The sequence below is a fragment of the Pseudomonas quasicaspiana genome, from assembly GCF_021147825.1.
In the GTDB taxonomy this organism is placed as follows: Bacteria; Pseudomonadota; Gammaproteobacteria; order Pseudomonadales; family Pseudomonadaceae; genus Aquipseudomonas; species Aquipseudomonas quasicaspiana.
Window position 1 is genome coordinate 1 of the sequence record NZ_JAGTPI010000102.1, and the last position, 12,196, is coordinate 12,196.

General features: G+C 58.6%; 10 protein-coding genes. 9 read left to right on the forward strand and 1 reads right to left on the reverse strand.

All coding sequences use genetic code 11. From position 1 onward, the window contains the following. The first annotated feature begins 125 nt into the window (after positions 1 to 125). On the forward strand, positions 126 to 872 hold the full coding sequence (locus tag KDX30_RS28810) for a TraX family protein (RefSeq protein ID WP_231678193.1): 747 nt from the start codon (positions 126 to 128) through the stop codon (positions 870 to 872). Between the two features lie 114 nt (positions 873 to 986). Here KDX30_RS28810 and KDX30_RS28815 read toward each other — a convergent pair whose 3' ends face one another. After that, a complete protein-coding gene (locus KDX30_RS28815) occupies positions 987 to 1,208 on the reverse strand; it encodes a hypothetical protein (protein ID WP_231678194.1) in 222 nt (73 codons plus the stop codon). A 246-nt stretch (positions 1,209 to 1,454) separates the two neighbouring features. Here KDX30_RS28815 and alaC point away from each other — a divergent pair, with 246 nt between their 5' ends. The 8 genes from alaC to fdhA all read left to right on the forward strand — a co-directional run bounded on the left by alaC (position 1,455) and on the right by fdhA (position 11,978). Beyond that, positions 1,455 to 2,672, forward strand: coding sequence for an alanine transaminase (alaC, locus tag KDX30_RS28820; protein ID WP_027898959.1), 1,218 nt, complete (start codon positions 1,455 to 1,457; stop codon positions 2,670 to 2,672). A 304-nt stretch (positions 2,673 to 2,976) separates the two neighbouring features. Continuing rightward, the gene (glyA, locus tag KDX30_RS28825) at positions 2,977 to 4,230 is read left to right on the forward strand and encodes a serine hydroxymethyltransferase (RefSeq protein WP_231678195.1); all 1,254 of its coding nucleotides are present in this window, start codon (positions 2,977 to 2,979) and stop codon (positions 4,228 to 4,230) included. Between the two features lie 17 nt (positions 4,231 to 4,247). Then, entirely contained in the window at positions 4,248 to 5,498 is a 1,251-nt protein-coding gene (locus KDX30_RS28830; protein WP_027898961.1) for a sarcosine oxidase subunit beta, read from the forward strand. A 14-nt stretch (positions 5,499 to 5,512) separates the two neighbouring features. After that, the gene (locus tag KDX30_RS28835) at positions 5,513 to 5,836 is read left to right on the forward strand and encodes a sarcosine oxidase subunit delta (RefSeq protein WP_027898962.1); all 324 of its coding nucleotides are present in this window, start codon (positions 5,513 to 5,515) and stop codon (positions 5,834 to 5,836) included. Next, positions 5,833 to 8,850, forward strand: a complete 3,018-nt coding sequence (locus KDX30_RS28840; protein WP_231678196.1) for a sarcosine oxidase subunit alpha — start codon at positions 5,833 to 5,835, stop codon at positions 8,848 to 8,850. The genes KDX30_RS28835 and KDX30_RS28840 overlap by 4 nt, the downstream gene beginning before the upstream one ends. A gap of 138 nt (positions 8,851 to 8,988) precedes the next feature. After that, positions 8,989 to 9,621, forward strand: coding sequence for a sarcosine oxidase subunit gamma (locus KDX30_RS28845; RefSeq protein ID WP_231678197.1), 633 nt, complete (start codon positions 8,989 to 8,991; stop codon positions 9,619 to 9,621). A 151-nt stretch (positions 9,622 to 9,772) separates the two neighbouring features. After that, positions 9,773 to 10,630 (forward strand): formyltetrahydrofolate deformylase, encoded by an 858-nt coding sequence (purU, locus tag KDX30_RS28850; RefSeq protein WP_231678198.1) that lies wholly within the window; start codon positions 9,773 to 9,775, stop codon positions 10,628 to 10,630. A 148-nt stretch (positions 10,631 to 10,778) separates the two neighbouring features. Further along, positions 10,779 to 11,978 carry a formaldehyde dehydrogenase, glutathione-independent gene (gene fdhA / locus KDX30_RS28855; RefSeq protein WP_095092539.1) on the forward strand — a complete coding sequence of 400 codons (1,200 nt, stop codon included), beginning with the start codon at positions 10,779 to 10,781 and terminating at the stop codon, positions 11,976 to 11,978. The last annotated feature ends 218 nt before the right edge of the window (positions 11,979 to 12,196 follow it).

A 12,196-nucleotide genomic window follows, 5' to 3' on the forward strand; every position in this document is an offset into this window, starting at 1 on the left:
GCGATGGCGTCAGGTCAGCCGACAAAGATGTTGATTGACCTGACGCGATCGCGGGCAAGCGCGCTCCTACAGGGCTGATATTAAACGGGCCTTGTTGCGAAGAATCCCCAAAACGCTGGAGAGATATGGATCTATCGAACCCGCCCTACCTGCCCGGACGCGACAAGGCGCTCGACTTGCTCAAGTGGCTGGCGATGCTGGCCATGGTACTCGACCACTTGCGCTATGTCGGCTGGTCGATAGATGTGCTGTACGTCCCGGGCCGCTTGGCCTTTCCCTGGTTCTGTCTGGCGATTGCAGCCAATCTGGGTCGCAAATCCGCGCTTTTTCCTGACCCCAAAGTGCAGTGGCGTTATCTGGGATGGATGCTCTTGTTCGCCGTACTGGCCGAGCTGCCCTATCGGCTGTACATGGCGGATGACGTCCACACGCTGAACGTATTGCCGACGCTGGTGCTCGGTTTGCTGATCGCCCAAGGCTGGCGACACCGATTGCCTGCAACGCGATTGATGGCGCTCGGTTCGCTGCTGGTCGCCGCTTTATTCCACAAATATTTGATGTTCGGTTTCTTTGGCACGCTGCTGCCGCTGGCGCTCCTGCTTGCGCTGCATCGCCCTCTTTGGCTCGCGCTGGTGCCGGGCGCTATCTGCGTGGCGAGCAATGCCTGGCCGCAGATGTTCGCGGGCGCAGCGTGGGGAGATCCGGTTTCCATCGGCTCGCTAGTTGCCTGCCTGATCGCGCCCATGCTCGGGCTGGCTCTGTTACGGCGTCGTTTGAGCTTTTCCGTCAAACCGATGCGGCGCTGGGCCTATGCGATTTATCCGGTGCATTTTCTGGTGTTGTTGGGCCTAAAACTAAGTCTAGTTGCGTAGCGTTATATCAACACATCTTAAAACAGCAATGAGCAGAGAAAAAACGTCACGCAACCTGATGGTCAGCTCCCAACATCGTAGCGCTGACCCCAAGACAGGTCGCTGTTGGGTCTCTTAGTTCCCAGTCGGCTGGATCGCAATAGTCAATCTCAACTTGCCATCCGGCATTTTTTCAAAGAGTTTATATACAATTTCGTAAAATCTCAGAGGGTTGGAATACTTCAACCTATCTCCCGGATTCATCAAGGGTAGCGCGTCGTGGAAATCGAACTGCGGCAGTCCGGGGACCTCCGCGCCGTCAACATCCTGGACTTTCACTTCGGATACAGAAGCCATTTCTTTATCTCCATTGACTGAGGAATATCTGATGGCCAACTTAAAAAACCAATACCGTCGACAAAGCTATTCAGAACCTCTTCTGCTCACCTGCCAACTGTAAGAAGTAACAGGTTTTCCATTATTCCTGACAGACGGTGCGGCCTGGCTGGACAAGCTGTCAGTGCTCGATTATCTTTCGCCCAGGCCACCGCAGTGGCCAACGTCGCTCGGACGGTTCCGGGCGCTTACGTATCTGAGGCCTCCATGGCAGACTTACCTTCGCCGCGCCGTTTTGCGCGGATCGATCGACTCCCCCCGTACGTCTTCAATATCACCGCCGAGCTGAAAATGGCCGCTCGCCGTCGTGGTGAAGACATCATCGACTTGAGCATGGGTAATCCCGACGGGCCAACCCCACCGCACATCGTCGAAAAACTCGTTACCGTCGCCCAGCGTGAAGACACTCACGGCTACTCGACTTCGCGTGGCATTCCGCGTCTGCGTAGGGCGATTTCCAACTGGTACAAAAAACGCTACGACGTCGATATCGACCCGGAAGAAGAGGCCATCGTCACCATCGGTTCGAAGGAAGGTCTCGCGCACTTGATGCTCGCTACCCTCGATCAAGGCGACACGGTGCTGGTGCCCAATCCGAGCTATCCGATTCATATCTACGGCGCGGTGATTGCTGGCGCTCAAGTGCGTTCGGTGCCACTGATTCCCGGTGTGGACTTCTTCGCCGAGCTGGAAAAAGCCATTCGCGGCTCGATCCCCAAGCCGAAAATGATGATCCTCGGCTTCCCGTCCAACCCGACCGCGCAGTGCGTGGAACTGGATTTCTTCGAGCGCGTGGTTGCGCTGGCCAAGCAATACGACGTGTTGGTGGTTCACGACCTCGCCTACGCCGACATCGTCTACGACGGCTGGAAAGCCCCGTCGATCATGCAGGTGCCGGGCGCCAAAGACATCGCTGTCGAGTTCTTCACCCTGTCCAAAAGTTACAACATGGCGGGCTGGCGAATCGGCTTCATGGTCGGCAACCCGGAGCTGGTCAACGCTCTGGCGCGGATCAAGAGCTACCACGACTACGGCACATTCACACCGCTGCAGGTCGCGGCCATTGCTGCACTGGAAGGCGATCAGCAATGCGTGCTCGATATTGCCGAGCAGTATCGCCAGCGTCGTAACGTGTTGGTCAAAGGTCTCCATGAACTGGGCTGGATGGTCGAGAATCCAAAAGCGTCTATGTACGTCTGGGCCAAAATTCCACCTGCCTACGCCCACCTTGGTTCGCTGGAGTTTGCCAAAAAGCTGTTGGCTGAAGCCAAGGTCTGCGTATCACCGGGCGTCGGTTTCGGTGAGTACGGCGACGACCATGTGCGCTTCGCGCTGATCGAGAATCAGGACCGGATTCGTCAGGCCGTACGCGGTATTCGCGGGATGTTCCGTGCGGATGGGCAGTTGCCGGGTAAAGCCGTTTAATCCCTGTACACTGCATTTTCCTTGTGGGAGCTGGGCTTGCCCGCGATAAGGACACCTCGGTCTATCCGAGAGTTGCGTCGACCTTATCGCGGGCAAGCCCAGCTCCCACATGGATCACATTCCAACCTCACCTCCCGCGTATTTCCCCCTCCTCTCCCACCCATGTCGTAAACGCACCTTTGCGTGGCGCGCGCAGGCATTTGGCGTCTTTGGTCCGGCCCTAGTATCGCTGTCAAAGGGCCCTGCTTAGATGCTGCGGCTCTACCGATAAGTCAGGCGCTACGCCGCCGCTGGGAGAACCGCGATGTTCAGCAAGAATGACCAAATCCAAGGCTATGACGATGCACTGCTGGCCGCGATGAATTCCGAAGAGCAGCGTCAGGAAGATCACATCGAGCTGATCGCCTCGGAGAACTACACCAGCCAGCGCGTGATGGAAGCCCAGGGCAGCGGCCTGACCAACAAGTACGCCGAAGGGTATCCGGGCAAGCGCTATTACGGCGGCTGCGAGCATGTGGATAAAGTTGAAGTACTCGCCATCGAGCGTGCCAAACAATTGTTCGGCGCTGATTACGCCAACGTCCAGCCGCATTCCGGCAGTTCGGCGAACGCCGCGGTTTATCTGGCACTGCTGCAAGCAGGCGACACCGTGCTGGGCATGAGCCTGGCCCACGGTGGTCACTTGACCCATGGCGCTAAAGTCAGCTTCTCCGGCAAGCTCTACAATGCGGTGCAGTACGGCATCGACACCAACACCGGTCTGATCGATTACGACGAAGTCGAGCGCATCGCCGTCGAGTCCAAGCCAAAAATGATCATCGCCGGTTTCTCGGCCTATTCGAAAACCCTCGACTTCCCGCGCTTCCGGGCCATCGCTGACAAGGTCGGCGCTTACCTGTTTGTCGACATGGCTCACGTTGCCGGGCTGGTCGCGGCCGGTCTGTACCCGAACCCGCTGCCCTATGCAGACGTCGTGACCACCACCACTCATAAAACCCTGCGCGGTCCACGTGGTGGTTTGATCCTGGCCAAGGCCAACGAAGAAATCGAGAAAAAACTCAACTCGGCGGTATTCCCAGGCGGCCAGGGCGGCCCGTTGATGCACGTGATCGCCGCCAAGGCCGTGTGCTTCAAAGAAGCGGCGGAGCCAGGCTTCGTCGCGTATCAGCAACAAGTCATCGATAACGCTCAGGCCATGGCGCAGGTGTTCATCGACCGTGGCTACGACGTGGTCTCCGGTGGCACCGATAACCATTTGTTCCTGGTCAGCCTGATCCGTCAGGGCCTGACCGGCAAAGACGCCGATGCTGCTTTGGGTCGTGCGCACATCACCGTCAACAAGAACTCGGTGCCTAACGACCCGCAATCACCGTTCGTGACCTCGGGTCTGCGTATCGGCACCCCGGCGGTCACCACTCGCGGCTTCAAAGTTACCCAATGCATCACGCTGGCCGGCTGGATCTGCGACATCCTCGACAACCTCGGTGATGCCGACGTCGAGGCCAATGTCGCCAGCCAGGTTGCAGCCCTGTGTTCCGATTTCCCGGTTTATAGCTGAGTCAGGAGTAGTTATTCATGCAGCATTACTCAGGCTTCGGCCTTCTCAAACACTCCCTCAGCCACCACGAAAACTGGCAGCGCATGTGGCGCACGCCAACCCCGAAAAAAGTCTATGACGTGGTCATTGTTGGTGGCGGCGGACACGGTCTGGCGACGGCTTACTACCTGGCCAAAGAACACGGCATCACTAATGTGGCCGTGGTCGAGAAAGGCTGGTTGGGCGGCGGCAACACCGCACGTAACACGACTATCGTACGCTCCAACTATCTGTGGGATGAGTCAGCGCATCTCTACGAACACGCCATGAAACTGTGGGAAGGCCTGTCTCAGGACTTGAACTACAACGTGATGTTCTCCCAGCGCGGCGTATACAACCTGTGCCACACCCTGCAGGACATTCGCGACTCAGAGCGTCGGGTCAGCGCCAACCGTCTCAACGGCGTAGACGGTGAGCTGCTCAATGGCAAACAGGTAGCGGAAGAAATCCCGTACCTGGATTGCTCGAAAAACACACGCTACCCAATCATCGGCGCCACCGTGCAACGTCGCGGCGGCGTGGCACGTCACGATGCCGTCGCCTGGGGTTATGCCCGTGCCGCCGATGCGTTAGGCGTGGATTTGATTCAGCAAACCGAGGTCATCGGTTTCCGCAAGGAAAACGGCGTATGCATCGGCGTGGAAACCAACAAAGGCTTCATCGGCGCCAAGCGCGTCGGTGTAGTAACAGCCGGTAACTCGGGACACATGGCGAAACTGGCAGGCTTCCGTCTGCCCGTTGAATCCCACCCGCTGCAAGCGCTGGTGTCCGAGCCAATCAAGCCCATTATCGACAGCGTGATCATGTCCAACGCCGTACACGGCTACATCAGCCAGTCCGACAAGGGTGACCTGGTGATCGGGGCCGGTATTGACGGCTATAACGGCTACGGCCAGCGCGGTTCATACCCGGTGATTGAACACACGATTCAGGCCATCGTCGAGATGTTCCCGGTGTTGTCACGCGTGCGCATGAACCGTCAGTGGGGCGGCATCGTCGACACCACGCCGGACGCTTGCCCGATCATTTCCAAAACGCCTGTCCCGAACATGTTCTTCAACTGCGGCTGGGGCACCGGTGGCTTCAAGGCTACACCGGGGTCAGGCAACGTATTCGCAGCAAGTCTGGCTAAAGGTGAAATGCATCCATTGGCCAAACCTTTCTCCATCGACCGTTTCCACAACGGTGCACTCATTGACGAACACGGCGCTGCCGCTGTCGCCCACTAACAGGAGAAATACTCATGTTGCATATCTTCTGTCCTCACTGTGGCGAACTGCGCTCCGAAGAGGAATTCCACGCTTCAGGTCAGGCCCACATCCCGCGTCCACTGGACCCGGCAGCCTGCACCGACGAGCAATGGGGCGACTACATGTTCTTCCGCGATAACCCGCGCGGGCTGCATCACGAACTGTGGATCCACGCCGCCGGTTGCCGTCAGTACTTCAACGCCACCCGCGATACCGTGACTTACGAAATTCTCGAAACCTACCCGATTGGCGCTAAACCGCAGTTCAGCAACCCTGCGTTTGAGAAGACAGCCAGCGGCGAGGGAGACCAGGTATGAGCCAGACCAACCGACTGCCCAACGGCGGCCGCATCGACCGCAGCAAAGTCCTGAACTTCAACTTCAACGGTCAGACCTATCAGGGCTTTGAGGGCGACACGCTCGCCGCAGCCCTGCTGGCCAACGGCGTTGATGTGATAGGCCGCAGCTTCAAGTATTCCCGCCCTCGCGGCATCTTCGCGGCAGGTTCTGAAGAGCCGAACGCGGTACTGCAGATTGGCGCTACCGAAGCGACGCAGATCCCGAACGTGCGCGCCACGCAACAGGCACTTTATTCGGGCCTGGTCGCGACCAGCACCAACGGCTGGCCGAACGTGAACAATGACGTGATGGGGATTCTCGGCAAAGTCGGCGGCAAGCTGATGCCACCGGGTTTCTACTACAAAACCTTCATGTACCCGCAATCGTTCTGGATGACTTACGAAAAGTACATTCGCAAGGCTGCCGGGCTTGGTCGTTCACCGACTGAAAACGACCCGGACACTTACGACGCCATGAACCAGCACTGCGATGTGCTGATCGTCGGTGGTGGCCCAGCAGGCCTCGCCGCTGCTCTGGCGGCCGCTCGCAGCGGTGCCCGGGTGATTCTGGCCGATGAGCAGGAAGAGTTCGGCGGCAGCCTGCTGGATAGCCGCGAAAGCCTTGATGGCAAACCCGCTGCTGAATGGGTCGCCACCGTAATTGCCGAGCTGAAAAGCCTGAAAAACGTAGTGCTGCTGCCTCGCGCCACCGTCAACGGCTACCACGACCATAACTTCCTGACCATTCACGAGCGCCTCACCGATCACCTCGGCGACCGCGCACCTATCGGCCAGGTCCGTCAGCGCATGCATCGGGTTCGCGCCAAGCGCGTTGTGCTGGCCACCGGTACTCACGAACGTCCGCTGGTTTACGGCAACAACGATGTGCCGGGCAACATGCTGGCCGGTGCGGTTTCCACGTATGTACGTCGTTATGGCGTAGCGCCGGGCAAAAAACTGGTGCTGTCCACCAACAACGATCACGCCTACCGCGTTGCTTTGGATTGGCTCGACGCCAGCCTGCAAGTGGTAGCGATTGCCGATGCACGTCACAACCCACGTGGCGCACTGGTTGAAGAAGCGCGCGCCAAAGGTATTCGGATTCTGACCGGCAGCGCCGTGATCGAAGCCCGTGGCAGCAAGCACGTCACCGCCGCTCGTGTGGCGGCCATTGATGTAAGGGCACATCGCGTAACAAGCCCCGGCGAATGGCTCGAATGCGATCTGGTCGCCAGCTCCGGCGGCTACAGCCCTATCGTCCACCTCGCCTCGCACCTGGGCGGCAAGCCGGTCTGGCGTGAAGACATTCTTGGTTTCGTACCGGGCGAAGCACCGCAAAAGCGTGTTTGCGTCGGTGGCGTGAATGGCGTCTATGCATTGGGCGACACATTGGCCGACGGCTTCGAAGGCGGCGTGCGCGCAGCCAGTGAAGCCGGTTTCAAAGTGGTCGAAGGCGTTCTGCCGAAAGCCCTGAGCCGCGCTGAAGAGCCGACGCTGGCGCTGTTCCAGGTGCCGCATGACAAACCGACTGCCCGTGCGCCGAAGCAATTCGTCGACCTGCAGAACGACGTCACTGCTGCTGCCATCGAGTTGGCGACCCGTGAAGGCTTCGAGTCGGTGGAACACGTCAAACGCTACACCGCACTGGGTTTCGGCACCGATCAGGGCAAGCTGGGTAACGTCAACGGCCTGGCCATCGCAGCACGCTCGCTGAACGTGACCATCCCGGAAATGGGCACCACCATGTTCCGCCCGAACTACACGCCCGTGACCTTCGGCGCAGTAGCCGGTCGTCACTGTGGGCATATCTTCGAGCCGGTACGTTTCACCGCCCTGCACGCCTGGCACGTGAAGAACGGTGCTGAATTCGAAGACGTCGGCCAGTGGAAACGTCCGTGGTATTTCCCGAAAGGCGGTGAAGACATCCATGCTGCCGTGGCCCGCGAATGCAAAGCCGTGCGTGAAAGCGTTGGCCTGCTGGACGCTTCGACACTCGGCAAGATCGACATTCAAGGTCCGGATGCGCGCGAGTTCCTCAACCGCATCTACACCAACGCGTGGACCAAGCTCGATGTGGGCAAGGCGCGTTACGGCCTGATGTGCAAGGAAGACGGCATGGTCTTCGACGACGGGGTTACCGCCTGTGTCGCCGACAACCACTTCATCATGACCACCACCACAGGCGGCGCGGCGCGCGTGCTGCAATGGCTGGAGATCTACCAGCAGACTGAATGGCCTGATCTGAAGGTGTACTTCACTTCCGTGACCGACCACTACGCGACCCTGACCTTGTCCGGCCCGAACAGCCGCAAGCTGCTCAGCGAAGTGACTGACATCGATCTGGACCGTGAGGCGTTCCCGTTCATGACCTGGAAAGAAGGTCTGGTCGGCGGCGTTCCGGCACGGGTGTTCCGTATCTCGTTCACCGGTGAACTGTCTTACGAGGTCAACATCCAGGCTGACTACGCCATGGGCGTGCTGGAAAAAATCATCGAAGCCGGCAAGCAGTACAACCTCACGCCATACGGCACCGAGACCATGCACGTACTGCGCGCCGAGAAGGGTTTCATCATCGTCGGTCAGGATACCGATGGCTCGATGACTCCGGACGACCTGAACATGGGCTGGTGTGTCGGCCGCACCAAACCGTTCTCGTGGATCGGTCAGCGCGGTATGAATCGCGAAGACTGTGTGCGTGAGCAACGTAAACAACTGGTCGGCCTCAAGCCGGTTGATCCGAACAAATGGCTGCCCGAAGGTGCGCAACTGGTGTTCGACCCGAAACAGTCGATTCCGATGACCATGGTCGGTCACGTGACCTCCAGCTATGCGGCTAACTCGTTGGGTTATTCGTTTGCCATGGGCGTGGTCAAAGGCGGCCTGAAACGCATGGGTGAACGGGTGTTCTCGCCGCAGGCGGATGGCAGCGTGATCGAAGCCGAAATTGTGTCCTCGGTGTTCTTCGATCCGAAGGGTGAGCAGCAGAACGTTTGATGGCTAGCCCAGCACCTGTGGGAGCTGGGCTTGCCCGCGATGAACGATGACACGGTGTATCTGAAAGACCGAATCGACCTTATCGCGGGCAAGCCCGGCTCCCACAGCGCACACAACAGAATTCAGAACAGGTGCTCTATGACCACAGCCAACGTTTACCAGCAGCGGCCAACGACCGGCGAGAAAGCCGAGTCACCGCTGTTTCACGCCGACCTGAATAGCCTGGTCGGTAAAGGTCGCGCCAACCCTGGCGTGACTTTGCGCGAGAAGAAATTACTCGGTCACTTGACCATTCGCGGCGATGCTCACGATCCTGCTTTTGCCGCAGGCGTGCACAAAGCCCTGGGCATGGAGTTGCCGGGCGCACTGGCCTTGGTGATCAGTGGCGACAGCTCGATCCAGTGGCTCGGCCCTGATGAATGGCTGCTGATCGTACCGACCGGTGAAGAGTTTGCGGTGGAGCAAAAACTACGCGCTGAACTGACCGGCCTGCACATCGCGATCGTTAACGTCAGCGGCGGTCAGTCCATCCTCGAATTGAGCGGCCCGAAAGTCCGTGAAGTGCTGATGAAGTCCACCAGCTATGACGTGCATCCGGACAACTTCCCGGTAGGTAAAGCCGTCGGTACCGTGTTCGCCAAGTCCCAACTGGTGATCCGCCGCACCAGCGAGGAAACCTGGGAGTTGCTGATCCGCCGTAGCTTCGCCGATTACTGGTGGATGTGGTTGCAGGATGCGAGTGCCGAGTACGGCCTGACCATTCAGGCTTGAACCCACTGCCACTCCCTGTAGGAGCGCGCTTGTCCGCGATAAAGTCGGAACGACTTTCAGACAATGGTGCATTTACCATTTTCACGACTGCTTCGCAGCCGATCGCGGGCAAGCACGCTCCTACAGATCAAAAAACACCAGGAGTTGATGAATGAGCCGCGCCCCCGACACATGGATTCTGACTGCCGACTGCCCCAGCGTACTGGGCACGGTGGACGCGGTGACCCGCTATTTGTTCGAGCAGGGCTGCTACGTCACTGAGCACCATTCCTTTGACGATCGCCTGTCCGGCCGCTTCTTCATTCGGGTTGAATTTCGTCAGCCAGAAGGTTTTGACGAACAAGGTTTCCGCGCAGGTCTGACTGAACGCGGCGAAGCCTTTGGCATGATCTTCGAGCTGACCGCGCCGAACTATCGGCCAAAAGTAGTGATCATGGTCTCAAAAGCCGATCACTGCCTGAACGACCTGCTCTACCGTCAGCGCATCAACCAGTTGTCTATGGACGTGGTCGCGGTGGTGTCCAACCATCCGGATCTGGAGCCGCTGGCGCGCTGGCATGAAATTCCGTACTACCATTTCCCCCTGGACCCCAACGACAAGCCCGCTCAGGAAAGCAAAGTCTGGCAGGTGATCGAAGAGTCAGGTGCCGAGCTGGTGATTCTTGCCCGCTACATGCAGGTTCTATCGCCGGATCTGTGCCGCAAGCTGGACGGCAAGGCGATCAACATTCATCACTCGCTGCTGCCCGGTTTCAAAGGTGCCAAACCGTACCATCAGGCTTACAACAAGGGCGTGAAACTGGTGGGTGCCACCGCGCATTACATCAACAACGATCTGGACGAAGGCCCGATCATTGCCCAAGGGGTAGAAGTGGTCGATCACAGTCATTACCCCGAAGACCTGATTGCCAAAGGTCGCGATATTGAAGGTCTGACGTTGGCAAGGGCGGTGGGTTATCACATTGAGCGGCGTGTATTTCTGAACGCCAACAGGACTGTCGTCCTGTAGCGGCAAGCTTCAAGCCACAAGCTTCAAGATGAAAAGCAGGAGACTGGAGACACACTTCAATCACAGGAGATGAGCAGCAGGCTTTTACTTGCCGCTTATAGCTTGCAGCTTGAAGCTCACTTAATAACAACAAAATCGAGGTGAAAGAATGGCTGACAATCGTGGTGTGGTGTATCTCGGCGCTGGCAAGGTCGAAGTACAGAAAATCGACTATCCCAAAATGCAGGACCCGCGTGGGCGCAAGATCGAACACGGCGTCATCCTGCGGGTGGTTTCCACCAATATCTGTGGCTCGGACCAACACATGGTTCGCGGCCGTACCACCGCACAAACCGGTCTGGTACTGGGCCATGAAATCACCGGTGAGGTGATCGAAAAAGGTACTGGCGTCGAAAATCTGAAAATCGGCGATCTGGTGTCGGTGCCCTTCAACGTGGCCTGCGGGTTGTGCCGATCCTGCAAGGAGCAACACACCGGCGTTTGCCTGACCGTCAATCCGGCTCGCCCGGGTGGTGCCTACGGTTACGTCGACATGGGCGACTGGACCGGCGGCCAGGCGGAATACGTGCTGGTGCCGTATGCCGACTTCAACCTGCTCAAGCTGCCGGATCGCGATCGCGCCATGGAAAAAATCCGTGACCTGACCTGCCTCTCCGACATCCTGCCCACCGGTTATCACGGCGCAGTCACAGCTGGGGTAGGCCCGGGGAGTACCGTGTACATCGCTGGTGCAGGCCCCGTCGGTCTGGCAGCGGCGGCATCGGCGCGTCTGTTAGGCGCGGCAGTGGTGATTATCGGCGACGTGAACCCTGCTCGTCTGGTTCACGCCAAGGCTCAGGGTTTTGAAATTGCCGACCTGTCCCTCGATACCCCGCTGCACGAGCAGATCGCCGCGCTGTTGGGCGAGCCTGAAGTGGACTGCGCCGTTGACGCGGTAGGTTTTGAAGCCCGCGGGCATGGCCATGCGGGTGTGCAGCATGAGGCACCGGCAACCGTACTCAACTCATTGATGGGCGTAGTGCGCGTAGCGGGCAAGATCGGTATTCCCGGTCTCTACGTCACTGAAGATCCGGGTGCCGTCGACGCTGCTGCGAAAATGGGCAGCCTGAGCATTCGTTTCGGTCTGGGCTGGGCCAAATCCCACAGCTTCCACACCGGCCAGACGCCGGTCATGAAGTACAACCGCCAGTTGATGCAGGCCATCATGTGGGATCGCATCAAAATCGCTGACATTGTTGGAGTGGAGGTCATCAGCCTCGACGACGCGCCACGCGGTTATGGCGAGTTCGATGCCGGTGTGCCGAAGAAGTTTGTGATTGATCCGCATAAGTTGTTCAGCGCGGCATAAGTCGCACTTTATCACTCTGAAACTGCGTCGCCCCCATCGCGGGCAAGCCTCGCTCCCACAGGAAAATGCGATCCACTGTGGGAGCGAGGCTTGCCCGCGATGAGGGCGACGCAGGCTCGCTGCAGTGGTCAACTTTTTCCGGACACCTCAATCGGTGATTGTCAGGCTGCTTGCCGCTCATATTGATTGGGCGGCACATAGCCCAGTTTCGAGTGCAA